The sequence below is a fragment of the Pseudomonas sp. GW822-FHT07A10 genome (assembly GCF_058798795.1).
Map to the genome: position 1 here is coordinate 255,312 of NZ_JBXAKV010000006.1, position 20,453 is coordinate 275,764.

Here is a 20,453-nt window from a genome sequence, read left to right on the forward strand (position 1 = left end):
GTAGCGCCTTATTCTTCCACGCGAACTTCACGGAACATGCCCATTTCCATGTGGTACAGGAGATGGCAGTGGTAGGCCCAGCGGCCGAGCGCATCGGCGGTGACCCGGTAGCTGCGCTTCGATCCCGGCGGCACATCAATGGTGTGTTTGCGCACCATGAACTGGCCGTTTTCGTCTTCGAGGTCGCTCCACATGCCGTGCAAATGAATGGGGTGGGTCATCATCGTGTCGTTGACCAGCACCACTCGAACCCGCTCGCCGTACTTGAGTCGCACGGGTTCGGCATCAGAGAACTTCACGCCGTTGAACGACCAGGCGAACTTCTCCATGTGGCCGGTCAGGTGCAGTTCGATGGTGCGGCCGGGCTCGCGGCCGTCCGGGTCTTCGAAGGTGCTGCGCAGGTCGGAGTAGGTCAGCACACGGCGGCCGTTGTTGCGCAGGCCCATGCCCGGGTCGTCGAGTTTTGGCGTGGTGCTCATGGCTTGCATGTCCACCAGCGGGTTGTCTTTTTCCGTGTCGGGATGGGATTGCATCCCGGCCATCCCGGCCATGCCACCCATGTCCATGCTGCTGTGATCCATTCCGGCCATGCTGTTCGTGCCCTGCATGTTGCCGCCGTCCATGCCCTGCATGTCTCCGCCGTCCATGCCCTGCATGTCACCACCGTTCATGCCTTGCGTGGCACCGTGGTCCATCCCCGCCATGTCACCGCCCATGCTGCCGTGATCCATGCCGCCCATGCCCATGTCATCCATGGTCACCAGCGGTCGCGGATCCAGCGCTGGAATCGGCGCCGACAACCCGGCCTTCACCGCCAGGGTGCCTCGCGCATAACCCGTTCGATCCATCGACTGGGCGAACAGGGTATAGGCGTCCTGGGTAGGCTCGACGATCACGTCGAACGTCTCCGCCACCGCGATGCGGAACTCGTCGACGCTCACCGGTTTGACGTGTTGGCCATCCGCCGCGACCACGGTCATTTTCAAACCCGGGATACGCACGTCGAAATAGGTCATGGACGAGCCGTTGATAAAACGCAGGCGCAGCTTTTCGCCGGGACGGAACAGGCCGGTCCAGTTCATGTTCGGCGCCTGGCCGTTCATCAAGTAGGTGTAAGTGGCACCGCTGACGTCCGCCAGGTCGGTGGGGTTCATCTTCATCTCGGCCCACATCTTGCGATCGGCCACCGTGGAGCCCCAGCCTTTCTCGCTGACGTCGTGGATGAAATCGCCCACGGTGCGTTTGTTGTAGTTGTAGTAGTCCGATTGTTTCTTGAGTTTTTTCATCAGGCCGACGGCGTCTTCGTCGGTCCAGTCGGTGAGCATCACCACGTAGTCGCGGTCGTACTGGAACGGCTCCGGCTCCTTGGCGTCGATCACCAACGGCCCGTAAACCCCGGACTGTTCCTGAAAGCCCGAATGGCTGTGGTACCAGTAAGTGCCGTTCTGCCGGACCTTGAACTGGTAGACGTACATGCCACCCGGCTCGATCCCGTGAAAACTCAGGCCCGGCACGCCGTCCATGTTGGCCGGCAGCAAAATGCCGTGCCAGTGAATCGACGTGCTGTCCTTGAGTTTGTTTTTCACCCGCAGCGTGACGGTGTCGCCTTCACGCCAGCGCAGCAGGGGGCCGGGAATGCCGCCGTTGATGGTCATCGCGGTTCGAGGGTTGCCGGTGATGTTGACCGGGGATTCGCCAATGAACAGGTCGAAGTCGGTACCGGCCAGCACATTCGGTTGGCCGGGGCTGGTGACCGCCCAGACTGGCGTGCGCCACAGCCCGAGGCCAGCGAGCATCCCGCCAGCGGCCAGGCCCTTCACAAAGGTGCGTCTTGAGGTGTTGGAATGCATGCCGTTTTATCCCGTCCGTCAGCCTGATAAAGCCCTCAGGTCCATCCTGAGCGGAAGGAAGAGAACTCAATGGGGAGGAGGCTAACGGGCGGTGCCTTTCAGCAGGCTGAGGCCAAGATTACAGTTTTGACAGTTTCACGCGGTGTTCAAGGACTGCTATTGGACCTGGAAGAATCCGCCACGGTGGCGTTACCGCAATTGATATACGAAGAAGATTTCAACCAACGCTGATCCGGATAGTAGGAGAACAACAACTGCCCGTCTTTCATCGAGTCGATCAGCCGATGTGCAATCGCAGGCCTCACCGCCGGGCAGCCGAGACTTCTGCCAATCCGGCCATTGGCCCGCGCCAGGGCAGGGCTGACGTAAGGCGCGCCATGAATGACGATCGCCCGTTCGAAGGCGTTGTCGTTAAAACCCGGTTCCAGACCTTCCATGCGCAGGGAATAACCGTTCTGCCCGACATAGCTGGATTGGGTGCGGTACAAGCCCAGGCTGGTGGCGTAGCTGGCATTCTGATTGGAGAATTGGCTGGCCATGTTCTCGCCACTGTTGCGACCGTGGGCGACCAGTTCATGGAACAACAATTTGCGTTGTTTAAGGTCGAATACCCAAAGACGTTGCACCGTCGAGGGCAGGGAATAATCGATCACTGCGAGTCTCTGCACCGGGGACGTGCCTTGGGCCCGGCTGCATTGGGAGGCGCGAACGGCCAGGGCAATGACTTTGGCGTTGGCATCGGGGGCCGCTTTGACCAAGGCAGCTTCAAGCGAATCGGCGTAGGCTGCCGGTAATGAAAAAAAAGCAGTCAGCAGCAGGGCCGTCATTAAGCAGCCAAAGCGGTGTGGGGCCATATGCAAGTCTCATCTGAATATTTCGAGTCTAGCAGCGCGCACGACGCTAGCCGGTTGAAAACGGAAGATTAAGGATTATCCATGGCGCAGTTAACAAGGTTATTCGTCATAAGCCGCATGTTTTTTATGGGCTTTCTGATAAGCGGCACGGCGATCGCGCAAACTTCGCCGATTGAGCCGGTATCTCCCGTTAGCACTGTGGCTGAAGCGGCTCCCGGTGATTATGTTGGCCAAGCGATTCAGGCGGAGTTGGCGCCATTGAGTTCGGCGTTTCCGCCGCTGCTCACCTCGCCGCGTCATCAACGGGTCGATGTGAACCGAGTCGTGCTGGATTTTTATAGCCATCGTGGCTATCGCGCCGCCTGGACGGACGATGACGATGTCGCTCAGTTGTTGAAAAGCTTGGGTGATACCCAGGCCGATGGCCTGAACCCCGCGGATTTCCGGATCGCCGAGTTGGCCGAGGCCCACACGCTGATGCAGACAACCTCCCCAACCCCCGGGCAACGGGCAGCCTTTGATATCTCCGCCACCCGGACGTTCATCACGGCGCTGCTGCAGTTGCGGCGCGGCAAGGTCGACCCTTCGCGGTTGGACATCCACTGGAACTTCGACCCCGCTGGCGTCGATCCTCGGGAGGACGTCAATAAATTTTTTGCCGCCCTCGACAGCCATGACATTGCGCGCGCCTTCGCCCAGGCGCCGCCCCAAGAAGCGGTTTACGGCACGTTGCGCCATGGCCTGGCGCAACTGCGCAAGGTTCGTGATCGGGGCGGCTGGCCAAAGATCCCGGAAGGGCAGACGCTCAGGCCCGGCATGGACGACGCCTCGGTCGCTCTATTGCGTACGCGTTTGGCGGCGGGCGGTTATCTCGCCGCGCAAGGAACTGCTCGCACCGACTACGACGACGCCGTCACTGCGGCGGTGAAGAAGTTTCAGACCGAGCAATACCTTGGGGCGGACGGCGTAGCGGGGCCGGCGACGCTCGCGGAGCTGAATGTACCGGTCGAGGCGCGAATCGATCAGGTGCGGGTGAACATGGAGCGGGCGCGATGGCTGCTGTACAAGCTTCAGGGCACCTTCGTCGTGGTCGATATCGCCGGGTATAAAGTCGCGTTCTATCGCGATGGCAAACCGATCTGGCGCTCGCGGGTGCAGGTCGGTAAGCCGTTTCGCAGCACGCCGATTTTTCAATCCGCGATCACCTACGTCACGTTCAACCCCACCTGGACCGTGCCACCGACGATTCTGCTCAAGGACATGCTGCCGAAGATTCGCGACAATCCTGGTTACCTTGAGGCAAGCCGGATTCGCGTGATCGATCGAGATGGCAATGTGCTTGATCCGTCCACTGTCGATTGGGACAACCCGCGTGGCCTTACCTTACGGCAGGATGCGGGGTCGGATAACTCGCTGGGGCAGGTGGTGATTCGTTTTCCCAATGAGTATTCGATTTATCTGCACGACACGCCGCATCGCGAGTTGTTCGCGAAATCCAACCGCGCGACCAGCTCCGGCTGTATTCGGGTAGAAAACCCGCTGCAATTGGTGGAGCTGTTGTTCAACGATCCGGTTCACTGGAACAGCGAAGGGATTCAAAAACAGTTAGCCAACGGCAAGACAGAGAACATCAGGCTCCCGGTGAAAGTGCCGGTGCTGTTGGCCTACTGGACGGTGGACCTGAGTCTTGATGGGCGCGTGACATTCAAGCCCGATGTGTATGGCTATGACTCCCCGGTATTGCGGGCGTTGAATCAGCCTTCGGAGCGGCCGGCGCTGGACGGGAGGCGAGCGGCGCCTCCCTCGGTGGCAGCGGAGCAGAGCAAGTTGTAGGCTTTAAAGCCCCAAGCCTTCTTGCACTGCCAGCAGCAAATTGTGTTCCGTCAGCGCGATCGCATCCGGTTGTTGTCCGGATTGTTCGCTCGCCTGGAGCCACCACTGCGTCTCGCCGTGTTCGTTCACGGTTCGTAACAAGGCGAGTTCCTTGCCTGTCGAGTGGATTTCGATCCGCCCGGCGCCGTCGACGGTGAAGCGCGCGACGGGATCGAAGGTGATGCCGTGGTGGTTGCCTTCGATCAGCAGTTGGTCGATGGCGTAATCGTAAGTCGCACCGTCCGGCGCACTCTCGAACACATGGGTGGAATTGCGTCGCAGCTTCAGGCCCACCTCGATCAGTGGTTGCAGCCAGGCTTCGATCTGGTGATACAGCTCGTAGACCTGGGCGGGCCAGCTGTCGATGGCTTGATCGGCGATGGTCGCGTCGGCACTGGTTTGCCGGGATTGTTTAAGCTTCGCGGCGAGCTCGTCTACCTTACTCATTTCGATTTCCTGTCGTGATGTCAGTTAATCGTAGCTCCTTCAAGGTCATGTGGTTTTGCCTTGCGTCATGGAATTAAAACACAACCATTTATCCCTCAATCCTCTGTTTATCCCGCACAACCCCGTAGACTACGCTCAAAAAAAATAGGGGCTTTGGGCCGTTGCCCATGTCTTACCCTTCCAGGACTCACTTTTGCCTATCCCCATTCACGATCCGCAGGACGCGTCCGGCGGTGCCTTGAAGCGACTGCCTTTGCTCAAGGCCGCGGTGCTGTTCATTGCGGCGGTATGCCTTTGTCTCTGTGGGCTGCTTTACCTGCAACTGGAGCAGTCGCGTCGGCACGACCTCGCGTTGGCCGAGGTGTCGTCGTCGAACCTGACCCGGGCCATGGCGCAGCAGGCCGAAGACACGTTCATGAAGGCCGATCTGGTGCTGACCAGTCTGGTGGACTGGATTCAGGCTGAAGGTTTCGACGCTGCCCAGACGTCACGCTTGCAGAAAACCTTCGCGCGGCGGGTGCAGGCGCTGCATCAGTTGCACGGGATATTTCTGTTCGACAGGCAGGGGCAATGGGCCGTGACGTCGTTCGAGGATCTACCCCGCGGGGCTGGTGTGGCGGATCGCGAGTATTTCAGGTTTCACCAGCAAAACATCTCAACCCTGGCGCACATCGGCCCGGCAATTCGCAGTCGGGAAAATGGCGAGTGGATCATTCCGGTTTCCAAACGGATAAACGATCAGAGCGGTCATTTCCAGGGCGTGTTGCTGGCCGGGATCAAGATGTCGTACTTCGATCAGTTCTTCAAAAGCTTCAGCCTCGACGACAACGGCGCGATGTTTTTGGCATTGACCGATGGAACACTGCTGGCGCGGCGGCCGTTTGTGGAATCGCAGATCGGCAGGTCATTGGCTAAGGGCGAGATTTTTCAGAAACTCTTGCCCAACGCCACGTCCGGCAACGCCATGATCGACTCGGTGGTCGATGGCATCCCTCGGCTGTATGGCTATCGTCAGCTCGACGCCTATCCGGTGGTGGTCGCAGCGGCATCCTCCAAAGACGCAGTCCTCAAGGACTGGTACGACACGGCGATTCAATCCGGTGTGATAGTCGCTCTGGTTGTCCTCGGCGTGGGGTTGTTCGGTTGGGTGTTCATTCATCAGGTTCGTGCGGGCGAGCGCATCGAGGCGGATTTGCGCGAGGCGCAGAAAACCCTGGAGCTGATCGCCACCCACGACAGCCTGACCGGGTTGGCCAACCGCCGCTTGTTCGAACGGGCGCTGGAGAAAGAGTTCGGGCGCGGTGCCCGGCGGTTGAGCTCGCTGGGCCTGATTATGCTCGATATCGATTACTTCAAGCGCTACAACGACACTTACGGTCATGTGGCCGGGGACCATTGCCTGGCCGAAGTGGCGCGGGCCCTGAAGAGTTGCTGCCACCGCAAAGCCGATCTGGCGGTGCGCTACGGCGGCGAAGAGTTCGCGGTGTTGCTGCCGGACACCGACATTCATGGAGCACTGACGATCGCCGAGCAAATCCGCCGTAGCGTCATGGACAAAAACATCACCCACAGCGGTTCACCCACGGGCTATCTGACGGTCAGTCTTGGCTGTTATTCGTTTGTGCCGACGGCGCACGACAGCACCGAAATGTTGATCAAGCGCGCGGATGCGGCGCTGTACCAGGCCAAGCACTCAGGGCGAAATCGCTCGGCAGTGTTGTCGATGGAAGGGGGCGTCGAAGCGCTGATGCGCTCGGATCGATGACGCTTGCGGCCATCGATGGGCAATGGTCCTTGTGACCGGTTCTTCAAGTGCGGCAATGACTTGCGTTATCCAGGAGCGATGATCGGGCATGCCTGCTATGGTCAGTGCAGAGAGCCTGGCTGTCACACCTGACCGACCGGGCCCACCGGTCTCATCCCGATCGGGCAATCGAATGACAGGATCAAGTGCATGGATTTGTCTGCCGTTACCACCGCTGCACCTGCGCGCCATACCCCGATTACTCGCAACCTGATGTTGGTGGTCGGTCTGTTGTTTGTGGTTGGGGTGCTGATCGCGCTGATCGCCCTGTTCAGTATTGCCGGGCGGCTCGATGCCGAGGACTTGGCCAAGACCACGTTTTATACCCAGCGCGCGCTGGAAAACCGCATTACCGCCACGAAAAACTACATCGCCAGTTATGCCGACTGGACGTCGGCCTACGATCACCTGAACGGCGAGGTCGATGTGCAGTGGGCCTACGTCGAGCAGAACATGGGTAAAACCCTGTTCACCATGGACCACTACGAGGGTGTTTTCGTGGTCGATGTTCAGCGAACAAAATACGCCGTGGTGCGTGGGCTTCAGGTTCAGGACGAGGCGGCGGCCTATCTGTCGACCTCGATGGCGACGCTCATTGACGAGGCTCAGGGTCAGGAGAACCTCATCAAACCCGTCAGCCACTACACCTTGTTCGAGGGCAAACCCGCGCTGCTGTCGGCCGCCGCGATTGTGCCCAATGACGAACGCCCGGCGGTCGATCCCAAAAGCACTTCGGTGCTTATATACGTCGACCAACTGAACCCTGAAAGCTCAGCACCTTGAGCGTCGATTACGGTTTGCACGACTTGAGCCTGATGCCCGACAACGCCATCGCTCCCGGTCAGCCCGCTATTGCACTCACTGGCACCGGTTACAGTCTGGTCTCCCGGCTCGAGCGGCCGGGTCATCAATTGCTCTGGTCACTGTTGCCGCCACTGGGCGGGGCGCTGCTGGTTCTGGCGTTGTTGACCGCTTATTTCTTTCGCTATGTCCTGCGCACGTCGGGGCATGTGGATGCCAGTTACACCAGCCTCGATTTGTCGAACCAGGCACTGGAGGCCAGTGAAGAGCGTTTTCGTGCGGTGGCCGAGGCCGCGTCCGACTGGATCTGGGAAATCGACGACCAGCATTGCATCACTTATCTGTCGGGACGCTTCAGCACCGTCACCGGGTTCTCCGATCAGCAGTGGCTGGGACAGAACATCGGGCAATTGCTCCATTGCGATACGACGCCGTTGTCGCTGTGGCTGAACAAACTTGATGAAGAGCAAGCCGTCAGCCATTTGCGCTGTTCCTACCGCGATCAATCGGGGCAACAGCGGGTCTGTCGGGTGTCGGCACGGCCGATCCAGCGCAAGGGCGCGGTGCTGGGCTATCGCGGAACGGCCAGCGACATCACCGACGAAGTCGCCGCCCATGCGCAGATCCAGCATCTGTCGTTGCACGACGCCCTGACCGGCCTGCCGAACCGCAACAAACTGGCGCGTTTTCTCGATGAGGCGCTGGCACTGAAAGAGCAGTCGACGGCGCTGACGTTGTTGATGATCGACCTGGATAACTTCAAGCCGATCAACGATTCCCTCGGCCACCCGGCCGGCGATGCGGTATTGCTGGAAGTCGCCACTCGTTTGCGCGAGTGCACACGAGAAATTGACCTGGTCGCCCGACTGGGTGGCGACGAGTTCGTGCTGGTGCTCCATGGCATGGACAGCCACGCGGAAATCGACAGGTTTTGCGAGCGCTTGCTCGACAGCCTGCATCAGCCGATTCACTACGACCATCACTCGCTGCACATCGGCGCGAGCATCGGTATCGCCTTGAGTCGGCGCCAGGGGCATATTCCACAGGAGCTGATTCGGTGTGCCGATATCGCGTTGTATCAGGCCAAATCCGATGGCAAGAAGACCTGGTGCTATTTTGCCGCGCACATGAACGATCAGATCCAGCATCGCCGGCAACTGGAAAACGACCTGCGTCGGGCGATCAAGAACAACGAATTCGTGATGCATTACCAGCCGCGTTATCACGTCGATGGCAAGCGCATCGTCTCGGTCGAAGCGCTGCTGCGCTGGCAGCATCCAGTGCAAGGCTTGTTGAGCCCCGACGCGTTTATCCCGCTGGCCGAGCAAACCGATCTGATCGTGCCATTGGGCCGCTGGGTGCTGCGCGAGGCGTGCGAGACGGCTCTGACCTGGCCCGGTGCGATGATGGTGTCGGTCAACCTGTCGCCGGTTCAATTCGCCCGTAGCGATGTGATCGAGGACGTGCGCGAAGCGTTGATCCAGACCCGCTTGCCCGCCAGTCGGCTGGAGCTGGAGATCACTGAAAACGTGATGCTCATCGATGTCGATGGCGCCCTGGCGACCATGAATGCACTCAAGGAGTTGGGCGTGCGCCTGAACATGGACGACTTCGGCACCGGTTATTCCTCGCTGGGTTACTTGCGCACGTATCCGTTCGACGGGATCAAGATCGACAAACGCTTTATTTCGTCCATGAGCAGCGGCAGCAATGATCGCGCCGTGGTGCAGGCGATCATCAACCTGGGCAAGGCGATGGGCCTGACCGTCACTGCAGAAGGTGTCGAGACGCTGGAGCAACTGGACTTCCTGATCTCGGATCAGTGTCATGAAGTGCAGGGGTTTTACCTCAGTCGTCCGGTGGACAGGTCTGCACTGCTGCCTTTGCTCAAGGCCTCGCAGGAAGACTTTGCGCAGCAGGGCGCGCACCTTTAGTCGCCTGTTTCGTGCGCCACGGCAACTGCCGTGGCGTACTCCGGTCACAACTGGATAGTGCCCATCCGTTGCGAGCGTCGGATCATGAACAACCTGAAAATCGCCACCTTCAACGTCAACGGCATGCGCGCACGCCTGCCGAATCTACTGGCGTGGCTTGCGCGGGAGCAGCCAGACATCGCCTGCCTGCAGGAACTCAAATCGGTGGACGGGGCATTCCCTGCCGCTGAGCTGGAGGCGGCCGGTTATGGCGCTATCTGGCAGGGCCAGGCGGCGTGGAACGGGGTGGCGATTCTGGCGCGCGATGCGCAACCGCTGGAGCGTCGGCGTGGTCTGCCGGGCGATGACAGTGACACCCATAGCCGCTACATCGAAGCGGCCGTGCACGGGGTTCTGGTGGGGTGTCTGTACTTGCCCAACGGCAATCCGCAGCCAGGGCCAAAGTTCGATTACAAACTGGCGTGGTTCGAGCGGCTGATCTCTTACGCCAAGGACCTGCAAGGCAGCGACCATCCGGTGGTGCTGGCCGGCGACTACAACGTGGTGCCCACCGACATGGACATCTACAACCCACGCTCCTGGCTCAAGGACGCGCTGCTGCAACCCGAGAGTCGGGCGTGTTATCAACGTCTGCTGGATCAGGGTTGGATTGATTCCCTGCGTCATCTGTATCCGCAGGAGCGGATCTACACCTTCTGGGACTACTTCCGGCAGCACTGGCAGAAAAACTCGGGACTGCGCATCGATCATCTACTGCTCAATCAGGCAGCGCGTCCTTACCTGCAAGAGGCCGGTGTCGACGCCTGGGTTCGCAACGAGTCTCATGCCAGCGATCACGCGCCGACGTGGATTCGATTGGGTTCACGCAAGCGGCGATAGTTTTGGCGTGTGCGGCGATTGGCGAAATCAATTATCGGCCCGGACGCTTTTTCCCTTATACATGGCGGCCATCGGCGGAGCGATCCGCGGGTTCCATGCATAAGGATTGAGCGATGAGCGAACCACGACTGACAAATCTTGCGCTGTACCTGCAACGCCTGGGTTTCGACGCGCCCCCGGCGCCGACCCTGGAAACCCTGCGTCAATTGCAGTTGCGCCACACCGGTGCTTTTCCGTTCGAAAACCTCACCACGCTGTTAGGGCAACCGGTACTCATCGACCTGCCGTCCATCGAGCAGAAAGTCCTGCACGACGGCCGTGGCGGTTACTGCTACGAACTCAACAACCTGTTCCTGGCCTTGCTGCAGACGCTGGGTTTCGATGCGCGCGGCATCACCGGTCGCGTGGTCATGAACCAGCCCGAAGGCGCATGGACCGCACGCACTCACCGCTTGAGCCTGGTGACCCTCGACGGCGTGCGTTACATCACCGACGTCGGCTTCGGCGGCATGGTGCCCACCGCACCGCTGATCCTCGACACCGAGGACGAACAGCTCACTCCCCACGAACCCTATCGCATCGAACAGCATGCAGACGGTTACACCCTGCGTGCCAACGTCGGCGGTGAATGGCGGGCGATGTACATCTTCGACCTGCAACGTCAGGAAGACATCGATTACACCCTCGGCAACTGGTACGTCTCGACTCATCCCGAATCGTCCTTCGTCAAACAATTGATGGTGGCGCGGACGGGGGAGGGATGGCGACGCACTCTGAACAATGGCAGTTTTGCCATTCACCGCATGGGCAGCGAGAGCGAGCGGCGGCAGGTGACGGATGTGGATGAGTTGATTGGGTTGCTGGAACGTGAGTTCGACATTCGGGTGCCAGCGAAGGAGGCGTTGAAGCCGGTGCTGGAGCGGTTGATCGAGCCGGTGCCGCAGGCAAACTGAGCACCACGCGAAGGGCGGATCTGATCAATCCGCCCTTTTTTATTTGGCCGACTCAAGCGGTTTGTGTCTAGGAACGAACTTCTAGCTCCATCACGTGATGGATTTCGCTGAGGGCCTCTGACAATTTTTTCTCCAGGCTTTTCAGCTCCGAGGCGGTTATGCCTTTTTTGAAATGCCCGACGTTTGCCCCCGCGGTGTTCTCATCGGGCTTCGCCGCTTTGCCTTTATCACTGAGCAACACCTGGCGCAAAGTATTGTTGATCACTGTCTGGTAGCCATACCCCTCGTTTTCTGCCAGAGCACGCGCGGCCTCTATGACGACATCGTCGAGCATGATGGTGATTCGGGTCTTGCCTTTGCTTGTGGCAATTGCTCCACGCTTGGCGTTGCTGAAGTCGTATTCGTCTTTCATCGTTCAAGCCTCCAAATAGTGGCGACGCTCGCCTTTGGTGGCGACGCGTGCGGAAATGATTCGCACGAAATTCGGGTCGCGCCAGGTGTACGCAACGACCAGCAAGCGACCTTTGGCATCCAGCCCCATGATGATCCACCGCTGCTCATCATGATGGTCGTCCTGAAAAGTCAGGGCTCGTTCGTCATAAAACACCGGTTCTGTCTCTGCGAGGCTGATGCCTTGATGTTTTAGTTTGTTGGCCGCGTTCTTTGCCCTGTGATACTGAATTTCGAATGACTTAATTATGCATACTTTATATGTATAAGCGAGGAGGCGTCCGTGCCGGCGGTCGCTTGGAAAGCAAAAGATTAGCGGTGAGGAGGGATAGGGGCGCAGGGATGTATTTCAAGACGTTTGGGGCTGGAGGCGTTATGGCCAAAGGGTGGCGTGGACAAGTGTCCATAATCTGACTGGCTAGTTGTATACAACTCTATAGACATTTGTCCTGAGTATTGAATACAGTGTGCGCATAACAAAAACCAGGGACCCCCCCAACCATGAAAACGCCCCATGTTTCACACCAACGGCCCGAGGACGAAAACCTTGGGATCGGCGCGAATATGGCTTATGGCCTGCAACACGTTCTGACCATGTACGGCGGTATCGTCGCGGTGCCTTTGATCATCGGCCAGGCGGCCGGGCTCTCGCCGGCGGACATCGGTTTGTTGATTGCTGCTTCATTGTTTGCAGGGGGGCTGGCGACATTGCTGCAAACCCTGGGTTTGCCGTTTTTCGGTTGTCAGTTGCCGCTGGTGCAGGGCGTGTCGTTCTCCGGCGTTGCGACCATGGTCGCGATTGTCAGCAGTGGCGGGGAGGGCGGCTTTCAATCGATTCTCGGGGCGGTGATTGCCGCGTCGTTGATCGGTTTGCTGATCACGCCGGTGTTCTCAAGGATTACCAAGTTCTTTCCACCGCTGGTGACCGGCATTGTGATCACCACTATCGGCTTGACGCTGATGCCGGTGGCCGCGCGCTGGGCCATGGGTGGCAACAGCCATGCGCCGGATTTCGGCAGCATGGCGAACATTGGTCTGGCGGCGGTGACGCTGGTGCTGGTGCTGCTTCTGAGCAAGATCGGCAGCGCGACCATTTCCCGTTTGTCGATCCTCCTGGCGATGGTCATCGGCACGGTCATCGCTGTGTTCCTCGGCATGGCGGATTTCTCGTCCGTTACCCAAGGGCCAATGTTCGGCTTTCCGGCGCCGTTCCATTTCGGCATGCCGACCTTCCACTTCGCCGCGATCCTGTCGATGTGCATCGTGGTCATGGTGACCTTGGTGGAAACCTCGGCCGACATCCTTGCCGTTGGTGAAATCATCGGCACCAAGGTCGACTCCAAACGCCTGGGCAATGGCCTGCGCGCCGATATGCTGTCGAGCATGATTGCGCCAATCTTCGGCTCCTTCACTCAGAGCGCCTTCGCCCAGAACGTTGGGCTGGTGGCGGTGACCGGGATCAAGAGCCGCTTCGTGGTGGCCACGGGTGGTGTGTTTCTGGTGGTGCTCGGATTGCTGCCGTTCATGGGCCGGGTCATCGCCGCCGTGCCGACCTCGGTGCTCGGCGGCGCCGGCATCGTGTTGTTCGGTACCGTCGCCGCCAGCGGCATTCGGACACTGTCCAAGGTCGACTACCGCAACAACGTCAACCTGATCATCGTCGCCACTTCCATCGGTTTCGGCATGATCCCCATCGCCGCCCCGAACTTCTACGACCACTTTCCAAGCTGGTTCTCGACGATCTTCCACTCGGGCATCAGCTCCTCGGCGATCATGGCTATCGTGCTGAACCTGACCTTCAACCACCTCACGGCCGGCAACTCGGACCAGCAATCAGTGTTTGCCGCCGGTACTGAACGAGTCCTGCGTTATCAAGACCTGGCGGCGCTGCGGGAAGGGGATTACTTCAGCGAAGGTAAACTGCGCGACTGCGACGGGAATGAGATTCCGGTGGTGGAGATGGACCATGGGCATGCCGAGTTGCAGGTGGTGCATGTGAAAAGCAGTGAGCATGTCTAAAGATAGATAGTCAAAAGATTGCGGTCTGCGATCTTTTGACTTTATGGCAAACACAAAAAAGCCCCTGAACCTTTCGATTCAGGGGCTTTTCGATTTTGCTGTCTGGCTCCACGACCTGGACTCGAACCAGGGACCCAGTGATTAACAGTCACTTGCTCTACCAACTGAGCTATCGCGGAATGGCGTGTATGTTACTGATTCAAAAAGAGAAGTCAAGCCTCTGTTGGCAATTTGATGTTTTCATCGGATCAGAGGGAGGTTTATCGGCCATCGGCGGTTACCAGAAGCGCGGGAGAGGTCTACCATGGCTGCCCGGAAGTGGTGACACGCGCTGCCGGCCCTCAGCCGAAAAGGTACGCGCCATGAATCACCCAGCCTTCACACCCCGAAACAGTGGGGTGTTCCCATGAGCATCGCTCAGATCAGCCTGCCCAAAGGTGTCGGCCCGCACGCCGAGAAACTGCTCGACGCAATCACTCAGGCCAGCACCGCTGACGAGCTGAACCGCGCAGGCGGCAAGGCCGAAGGTTTTGTCCTGGGCCTGGAAAGCACCAAGGCGATCAAAAGCCAGGTGGCCGAGTCGCTTTATGTCGCCTATGACGACGCGGCCAGCCAGCGTGCGAGCGAATTGGCCTAACCGCCAAAAGTGATGGTGCCGAGCATCAGCTTGGCATACAGCATCGTGGCGGCCAGTTGCACCAGCCACAAGGCCAGGCCGCCAAGGAACACGCCCGCGGCCACTTGCAGCACCAGGTTATTACCGCGTTTGGCAGAGGAGCGGGGCACGAAGTGGTCCAGCTCGTCGCGGTCGGCGCGTAGGTCATCGTTTTTCATGTGGGGTTCTCGCAAGAATTCTCGGGTGTACATAAAGCCTGTGGGAGTTTAAAGGGCGCAGCGGCTGCTTTGAGATTTATCTGAGGCCAATAAAAAACGGGAAGCCAGTTTGGCTTCCCGTTTTCATGTCACGCGACGACTCAGATCACCTGAACGATGGCCTTGGTCACGGCGTCGATGTTGCTCTGGTTCAGCGCGGCAACGCAGATGCGGCCGGTGTCCAAGGCGTAGATGCCGAACTCGTTGCGCAGACGGGTCACTTGCTCAACCGTCAGGCCGGAGTAGGAGAACATGCCGCGTTGGCGACCGACGAAGCTGAAATCGCGCTGTGGAGCGTTTTTCGCCAGCAGGTCGACCATCTGGGTGCGCATGCCGCGAATCCGCAGACGCATTTCTGCCAGTTCTTCTTCCCACTGGGCACGCAATACCGGGCTGTTCAGCACAGCGGCGACGATGCTTGCACCGTGGGTCGGCGGGTTGGAGTAGTTGGTGCGGATCACGCGTTTGACTTGCGACAGCACGCGAGCGCTTTCTTCTTTCGATTCGCTGACGATCGACAAAGCGCCAACGCGCTCGCCGTACAGCGAGAAGGATTTGGAGAACGAACTGGAAACGAAGAAGGTCAGGTTCGATTCGGCGAACAGGCGCACGGCAGCGGCGTCTTCATCGATACCGTCGCCAAAGCCCTGGTAGGCCATGTCGAGGAACGGCACGTGACCTTTGGCTTTCACTACTTCCAGTACGTTTTTCCAGTCCGCCGGGCTCAGGTCGACACCAGTCGGGTTGTGGCAGCAGGCGTGCAGCACAACGATGGAGCCGGACGGCAGGGCGTTCAGGTCTTCCAGCAGGCCGGCGCGGTTAACGTCGTGGGTGGCGGCGTCATAGTAGCGATAGTTCTGCACTGGGAAACCGGCGGTTTCGAACAGTGCGCGGTGGTTTTCCCAGCTCGGGTCGCTGATCGCCACGACGGCGTTCGGCAGCAGTTGCTTGAGGAAATCGGCACCGATTTTCAGCGCGCCAGTACCGCCGACGGCCTGGGTGGTGATGACCCGGCCAGCAGCGATCAGCGGCGAATCATTGCCGAACAGCAGTTTCTGCACGGCCTGGTCATAGGCGGCGATGCCGTCGATCGGCAAGTAGCCACGGGAAACGTGTTGAGCGGCGCGAATCGTCTCGGCTTCGACAACGGCGCGCAGGAGAGGAATTCGTCCTTGCTCGTCGCAGTAAACACCGACCCCCAGGTTGACCTTGTTGGTACGGGTATCGGCATTGAATGCTTCGTTGAGGCCCAGGATTGGATCGCGTGGTGCCATTTCGACAGCGGAGAACAGGCTCATTATTACGGCGGCTCTGAATGGAGTGTGGAGGGACGTGTCGCGCTCCAGCCGAATGCACTAGAGCGGTGCACAAACGGGGAGCTAGTATAGAGGCCATCAGCGATTGATGGCGACAGGCGATTCGGTTTTTACGGTAAGTTTTTCCAATTATTTTTCGATCGCTGTTTGAGTGACGTCGTCAAAGGTTTTACCCGATGTAGGACGTTTGCCTTGAAAGGGATGGCAATCGGCTCCACATTGAGCACAATCCAGTTTTTTCCTCGGGCGACATCGGTCGTTTGCGGTCTTTCTCGTTCCTGTCCGGTGTAACCGGGCAAGAGTGAACCAGAGGTATGTATGTCTGAATTCCAGCTAGTCACCCGCTTCGAGCCCGCCGGCGATCAGCCGGAAGCCATCCGTCTGATGGTCGAGGGCATCGAGGCCGGGCTGGCGCACCAGACGCTGCTCGGTGTGACCGGCTCGGGCAAGACCTTCAGCATCGCCAACGTGATCGCCCAAGTGCAGCGCCCGACGCTGGTGCTGGCGCCGAACAAGACCCTGGCTGCGCAGTTGTACGGCGAGTTCAAGGCGTTCTTCCCGAACAACGCCGTTGAATACTTCGTCTCCTATTACGACTACTACCAGCCCGAAGCCTATGTGCCGTCGTCCGACACCTTCATTGAGAAGGACGCCTCGATCAACGACCACATCGAGCAGATGCGCCTGTCCGCGACCAAAGCGCTGCTGGAACGCAAAGACGCAATCATTGTCACCACGGTGTCGTGCATCTACGGTCTGGGCAGCCCGGAAACCTATTTGAAGATGGTGTTGCACGTGGATCGCGGCGACAAGCTCGACCAGCGTGCCTTGTTGCGTCGCCTGGCCGACCTGCAATACACCCGCAACGACGTGGACTTCGCCCGGGCGACTTTCCGGGTGCGCGGCGATGTGATTGATATCCACCCGGCGGAATCCGATTTTGAGGCGATCCGCATCGAGCTGTTCGATGACGAGGTGGAGAGTCTGTCCGCCTTCGATCCGCTGACGGGCGAAGTCATCCGCAAGCTGCCGCGCTTCACCTTCTATCCGAAGAGCCACTACGTGACGCCTCGGGAAACCCTGCTCGACGCCGTGGAGGGGATCAAGGTCGAGTTGCAGGAACGCCTGGAATACCTGCGTTCCAACAACAAACTGGTGGAAGCCCAACGCTTGGAGCAACGCACTCGTTTCGACCTGGAGATGATTCTGGAGCTGGGTTACTGCAACGGCATCGAAAACTACTCGCGCTACCTGTCGGGCCGTGCATCCGGCGAGGCGCCGCCCACCTTGTTCGACTACCTGCCGGCCGACGCCTTGCTGGTGATCGACGAATCCCACGTCAGCGTGCCGCAGGTCGGCGCCATGTATAAGGGCGACCGGTCCCGTAAGGAAACGCTGGTGGAATATGGCTTCCGCCTGCCATCGGCGCTGGATAACCGGCCAATGCGTTTCGACGAGTTCGAAGGCATCAGCCCGCAGACAATATTTGTCTCGGCCACGCCGGGCAATTACGAGGCTGAGCACGCAGGGCGCGTGGTCGAGCAAGTGGTGCGCCCGACTGGCCTTGTGGACCCGCAGATCGAAATCCGTCCGGCGCTGACTCAGGTCGACGACTTGCTCTCGGAAATCACCAAGCGCGTAGCCCTGGAAGAGCGGGTGCTGGTCACCACGCTGACCAAGCGCATGTCCGAGGATTTGACCGATTACCTGGCCGATCACGGCGTGCGCGTGCGTTATCTGCACTCGGACATCGACACCGTGGAGCGGGTCGAGATCATCCGTGACTTGCGCCTCGGCACCTTCGATGTGCTGGTGGGGATCAACCTGCTGCGTGAAGGCCTGGACATGCCGGAAGTCTCGCTGGTGGCGATTCTTGATGCGGACAAGGAGGGCTTCCTGCGCTCCGAACGCTCGCTGATCCAGACCATTGGCCGGGCGGCACGCAACCTTAATGGCCGGGCGATTCTGTATGCGGATCGGATTACTGGTTCCATGGAGCGGGCAATTGGCGAAACCGAGCGTCGTCGCGACAAGCAGATCGCCTTCAACCTGGCCAACGGCATTACGCCCAAAGGGGTGTTCAAGGACGTTGCCGACATTATGGAAGGCGCGACTGTGCCGGGTTCGCGCAGCAAGAAGCGCAAAGGCATGGCCAAGGCCGCCGAGGAAAGCGCCAAATACGAAGCCGAATTGCGCTCGCCAAGCGAGATCACCAAGCGCATTCGTCAGCTGGAAGAGAAGATGTACCAGCTCGCCCGCGACCTGGAATTCGAAGCCGCGGCGCAGCTGCGCGACGAAATCGGCAAGCTGCGGGAGCGGTTGATCGCGGTTTGACGTTCCCTCTGTAGACGCTGCCGAAGGCTGCGATCTTTTGATCTTGTTTTTACAGGCAAAGTCAAAAGATCGCAGCCTTGGCGACTCCTGCAGCGCTTAAATCCCGCACTCACTGGAGCCGGGCGGCTATCGCCTGTTACCATTCGCCCCTTGTTTGATCTTTGCTTTTCATTCTTTTTGAGACATGCCATGACCACCGTCCGCACTCGCATCGCGCCATCGCCTACCGGGGACCCCCACGTAGGTACCGCTTACATCGCTTTGTTCAACTACTGCTTTGCCAAGCAGCATGGCGGTGAGTTCATCCTGCGGATCGAAGACACCGACCAACTGCGTTCGACCCGCGAGTCCGAACAGCAGATTTTCGACGCCCTGCGCTGGTTGGGTATCGACTGGAGCGAAGGCCCGGATGTCGGCGGCCCGCACGGTCCTTACCGTCAGAGTGAGCGCGGCGATATCTACCAGAAGTACTGCCAGCAACTGGTCGACATGGGCCATGCCTTCCCGTGCTTCTGCACTGCCGAAGAACTGGACCAGATGCGCGCCGAGCAAATGGCCCGCGGTGAGACCCCGCGTTACGACGGCCGTGCGCTGTTGCTGTCCAAGGAAGAAGTCGCGCGCCGCCTGGCCGCTGGCGAACCTCACGTGATCCGCATGAAAGTGCCGACCGAAGGCGTGTGCGTGGTGCCGGACATGCTGCGTGGCGACGTTGAGATCCCGTGGGATCGCATGGACATGCAAGTGTTGATGAAAACCGACGGCCTGCCGACGTACTTCCTGGCCAACGTGGTCGATGACCACCTGATGGGCATCACTCACGTGCTGCGCGGTGAAGAATGGCTGCCTTCGGCACCGAAACTGATCCTGCTGTACGAGTACTTCGGCTGGGAACAGCCGCAGCTGTGCTACATGCCGCTGCTGCGTAACCCGGACAAGAGCAAGCTGTCCAAGCGCAAGAACCCGACCTCGGTGACGTTCTACGAGCGCATGGGCTTCATGCCGGAAGCGATGCTCAACTACCTGGGCCGCATGGGCTGGTCGATGCCGGACGAGCGCGAGAAGTTCTCCCTGCAGGAAATGGTCGACAACTTCGACCTGAGCCGCGTCTCGCTTGGCGGGCCGATTTTCGACATCGAGAAACTGTCGTGGCTCAACGGCCAGTGGTTGCGTGACCTGCCGGTGGAAGAGTTCGCCGCTCGCGTGCAGAAGTGGGCGCTGAACCCTGAATACATGATGAAGATCGCGCCGCACGTGCAGGGCCGGGTTGAAACCTTCAGCCAGGTCGCACCGCTGGCTGGCTTCTTCTTCGCTGGTGGCGTGAATCCGGACGCTAAACTGTTCGAATCCAAGAAGCTCTCGGGCGATCAGGTTCGTCAGTTGATGCAATTGATCCTGTGGAAGCTGGAAAGCCTGCGTCAATGGGAGAAGGACAGCATCACCGCAACGATTCAGGCGGTGGTCGAATCCCTGGAGCTGAAGCTGCGTGACGCCATGCCGCTGATGTTTGCTGCGATCACCGGGCAGGCCAGTTCGGTATCGGTGCTCGACGCGATGGAAATCCTCGGTCCGGACCTGACCCGTTTCCGTCTGCGCCAGGCCATTGACCTGCTGGGCGGCGTGTCGAAGAAAGAAAACAAAGAGTGGGAAAAGCTTCTGGGCGCGATTGCCTGACGGCGTTTGACTCTGTAGGAGCTGCCGGAGGCCGCGATCTTTTGATCCTGATCTTCGGCGCTTCCCCCGAATTTACGGGGGGAGGGCGGTAAGTGATTGTTATGTCGGCAAAAAATTTTAAATTTTTTGAAAAATAAGTTTGACAGCTTTCCGATGCGCCATTAAGATTCGCCCCGTCCTCAGCGATGAGGGGCTATAGCTCAGCTGGGAGAGCGCTTGCATGGCATGCAAGAGGTCGACGGTTCGATCCCGTCTAGCTCCACCAATTTACACTTCAAGGTCTGGCCACACCGACCTTGAAGCGATCAACACTCAGCGTTGATCAGTTGTATAGAAGGGTTTGCGTCCCCTTCGTCTAGTGGCCTAGGACACCGCCCTTTCACGGCGGTAACAGGG

The 20,453-nt window shown here is 59.3% G+C and carries 15 protein-coding genes, 2 tRNA genes and 1 pseudogene; 10 read left to right on the forward strand and 8 right to left on the reverse strand.

Annotation, left to right across the window (positions count from 1 at the left end):
- Positions 1-8: 8 nt before the first annotated feature.
- The gene (locus AC1RL4_RS13305; protein ID WP_230172750.1) at positions 9-1,850 is read right to left on the reverse strand and encodes a copper resistance system multicopper oxidase; all 1,842 of its coding nucleotides are present in this window, start codon (positions 1,848-1,850) and stop codon (positions 9-11) included.
- 146 nt (positions 1,851-1,996) lie between these two features.
- Positions 1,997-2,704 carry a murein L,D-transpeptidase catalytic domain family protein gene (locus tag AC1RL4_RS13310; RefSeq protein WP_018928119.1) on the reverse strand — a complete coding sequence of 236 codons (708 nt, stop codon included), beginning with the start codon at positions 2,702-2,704 and terminating at the stop codon, positions 1,997-1,999.
- A gap of 81 nt (positions 2,705-2,785) precedes the next feature.
- Here AC1RL4_RS13310 and AC1RL4_RS13315 point away from each other — a divergent pair, with 81 nt between their 5' ends.
- Positions 2,786-4,537: a L,D-transpeptidase family protein gene (locus AC1RL4_RS13315; protein WP_230172746.1), complete on the forward strand. Its 1,752-nt coding sequence runs from the start codon at positions 2,786-2,788 to the stop codon at positions 4,535-4,537.
- A 3-nt stretch (positions 4,538-4,540) separates the two neighbouring features.
- Here AC1RL4_RS13315 and AC1RL4_RS13320 read toward each other — a convergent pair whose 3' ends face one another.
- Positions 4,541-5,023 (reverse strand): hypothetical protein, encoded by a 483-nt coding sequence (locus tag AC1RL4_RS13320; RefSeq protein ID WP_018928117.1) that lies wholly within the window; start codon positions 5,021-5,023, stop codon positions 4,541-4,543.
- A 193-nt stretch (positions 5,024-5,216) separates the two neighbouring features.
- On the opposite strand from AC1RL4_RS13320, the gene AC1RL4_RS13325 reads away from it, so the two are divergent.
- The 4 genes and pseudogenes from AC1RL4_RS13325 to AC1RL4_RS13340 all read left to right on the forward strand — a co-directional run bounded on the left by AC1RL4_RS13325 (position 5,217) and on the right by AC1RL4_RS13340 (position 11,394).
- Complete coding sequence (locus AC1RL4_RS13325) at positions 5,217-6,788, forward strand: sensor domain-containing diguanylate cyclase (RefSeq protein ID WP_019582103.1); 1,572 nt, start codon at positions 5,217-5,219, stop codon at positions 6,786-6,788.
- Between the two features lie 189 nt (positions 6,789-6,977).
- A pseudogene (locus tag AC1RL4_RS13330) lies at positions 6,978-9,562 on the forward strand (bifunctional diguanylate cyclase/phosphodiesterase).
- 84 nt (positions 9,563-9,646) lie between these two features.
- Entirely contained in the window at positions 9,647-10,441 is a 795-nt protein-coding gene (gene xth / locus AC1RL4_RS13335; protein ID WP_019582105.1) for an exodeoxyribonuclease III, read from the forward strand.
- 113 nt (positions 10,442-10,554) lie between these two features.
- Entirely contained in the window at positions 10,555-11,394 is an 840-nt protein-coding gene (locus AC1RL4_RS13340) for an arylamine N-acetyltransferase family protein (RefSeq protein ID WP_230172745.1), read from the forward strand.
- Positions 11,395-11,461: 67 nt separating this feature from the next.
- Here AC1RL4_RS13340 and AC1RL4_RS13345 read toward each other — a convergent pair whose 3' ends face one another.
- Both AC1RL4_RS13345 and AC1RL4_RS13350 read right to left on the reverse strand, forming a co-directional pair.
- Positions 11,462-11,806 carry a BrnA antitoxin family protein gene (locus AC1RL4_RS13345; RefSeq protein ID WP_028939643.1) on the reverse strand — a complete coding sequence of 115 codons (345 nt, stop codon included), beginning with the start codon at positions 11,804-11,806 and terminating at the stop codon, positions 11,462-11,464.
- 3 nt (positions 11,807-11,809) lie between these two features.
- Positions 11,810-12,091, reverse strand: a complete 282-nt coding sequence (locus AC1RL4_RS13350) for a BrnT family toxin (protein WP_204124463.1) — start codon at positions 12,089-12,091, stop codon at positions 11,810-11,812.
- 254 nt (positions 12,092-12,345) lie between these two features.
- On the opposite strand from AC1RL4_RS13350, the gene AC1RL4_RS13355 reads away from it, so the two are divergent.
- Positions 12,346-13,863 (forward strand): nucleobase:cation symporter-2 family protein, encoded by a 1,518-nt coding sequence (locus AC1RL4_RS13355; protein WP_096480693.1) that lies wholly within the window; start codon positions 12,346-12,348, stop codon positions 13,861-13,863.
- Positions 13,864-13,966: 103 nt separating this feature from the next.
- Here the strand turns inward: AC1RL4_RS13355 and AC1RL4_RS13360 are convergent.
- A tRNA-Asn gene (locus AC1RL4_RS13360) sits at positions 13,967-14,042 on the reverse strand.
- A gap of 227 nt (positions 14,043-14,269) precedes the next feature.
- Here AC1RL4_RS13360 and AC1RL4_RS13365 point away from each other — a divergent pair.
- A complete protein-coding gene (locus AC1RL4_RS13365) occupies positions 14,270-14,500 on the forward strand; it encodes a hypothetical protein (RefSeq protein WP_019582110.1) in 231 nt (76 codons plus the stop codon).
- On the opposite strand, the gene AC1RL4_RS13370 is transcribed toward AC1RL4_RS13365, so the two are convergent.
- Together AC1RL4_RS13370 and AC1RL4_RS13375 are read right to left on the reverse strand one after the other, a co-directional pair.
- A complete protein-coding gene (locus AC1RL4_RS13370; protein ID WP_007935214.1) occupies positions 14,497-14,697 on the reverse strand; it encodes a hypothetical protein in 201 nt (66 codons plus the stop codon). The two genes, AC1RL4_RS13365 and AC1RL4_RS13370, sit on opposite strands and share 4 nt — an antisense overlap.
- 140 nt (positions 14,698-14,837) lie before the next feature.
- Positions 14,838-16,034, reverse strand: a complete 1,197-nt coding sequence (locus AC1RL4_RS13375) for an amino acid aminotransferase (protein WP_028939639.1) — start codon at positions 16,032-16,034, stop codon at positions 14,838-14,840.
- 336 nt (positions 16,035-16,370) lie between these two features.
- Here AC1RL4_RS13375 and uvrB point away from each other — a divergent pair, with 336 nt between their 5' ends.
- The 3 genes from uvrB (at position 16,371) to AC1RL4_RS13390 (ending at position 20,322) form a co-directional block, all read left to right on the forward strand.
- The gene (gene uvrB / locus AC1RL4_RS13380) at positions 16,371-18,386 is read left to right on the forward strand and encodes an excinuclease ABC subunit UvrB (RefSeq protein ID WP_019582112.1); all 2,016 of its coding nucleotides are present in this window, start codon (positions 16,371-16,373) and stop codon (positions 18,384-18,386) included.
- Positions 18,387-18,575: 189 nt separating this feature from the next.
- On the forward strand, positions 18,576-20,057 hold the full coding sequence (gene gltX / locus AC1RL4_RS13385; protein WP_018928106.1) for a glutamate--tRNA ligase: 1,482 nt from the start codon (positions 18,576-18,578) through the stop codon (positions 20,055-20,057).
- A 189-nt stretch (positions 20,058-20,246) separates the two neighbouring features.
- Positions 20,247-20,322 (forward strand) — tRNA-Ala (locus AC1RL4_RS13390).
- The last annotated feature ends 131 nt before the right edge of the window (positions 20,323-20,453 follow it).

Coding starts and splice junctions, on each gene's coding strand:
- AC1RL4_RS13370 (WP_007935214.1), bottom strand. CDS start 14,697: ATGAAAAACGATGACCTACGCGCCGACCGCGACGAGCTGGACCACTTC.
- uvrB (WP_019582112.1), top strand. CDS start 16,371: ATGTCTGAATTCCAGCTAGTCACCCGCTTCGAGCCCGCCGGCGATCAG.
- AC1RL4_RS13345 (WP_028939643.1), bottom strand. CDS start 11,806: ATGAAAGACGAATACGACTTCAGCAACGCCAAGCGTGGAGCAATTGCC.
- AC1RL4_RS13315 (WP_230172746.1), top strand. CDS start 2,786: ATGGCGCAGTTAACAAGGTTATTCGTCATAAGCCGCATGTTTTTTATG.
- AC1RL4_RS13320 (WP_018928117.1), bottom strand. CDS start 5,023: ATGAGTAAGGTAGACGAGCTCGCCGCGAAGCTTAAACAATCCCGGCAA.
- AC1RL4_RS13310 (WP_018928119.1), bottom strand. CDS start 2,704: ATGGCCCCACACCGCTTTGGCTGCTTAATGACGGCCCTGCTGCTGACT.
- AC1RL4_RS13375 (WP_028939639.1), bottom strand. CDS start 16,034: ATGAGCCTGTTCTCCGCTGTCGAAATGGCACCACGCGATCCAATCCTG.
- AC1RL4_RS13305 (WP_230172750.1), bottom strand. CDS start 1,850: ATGCATTCCAACACCTCAAGACGCACCTTTGTGAAGGGCCTGGCCGCT.
- xth (WP_019582105.1), top strand. CDS start 9,647: ATGAACAACCTGAAAATCGCCACCTTCAACGTCAACGGCATGCGCGCA.
- AC1RL4_RS13340 (WP_230172745.1), top strand. CDS start 10,555: ATGAGCGAACCACGACTGACAAATCTTGCGCTGTACCTGCAACGCCTG.
- AC1RL4_RS13355 (WP_096480693.1), top strand. CDS start 12,346: ATGAAAACGCCCCATGTTTCACACCAACGGCCCGAGGACGAAAACCTT.
- gltX (WP_018928106.1), top strand. CDS start 18,576: ATGACCACCGTCCGCACTCGCATCGCGCCATCGCCTACCGGGGACCCC.
- AC1RL4_RS13365 (WP_019582110.1), top strand. CDS start 14,270: ATGAGCATCGCTCAGATCAGCCTGCCCAAAGGTGTCGGCCCGCACGCC.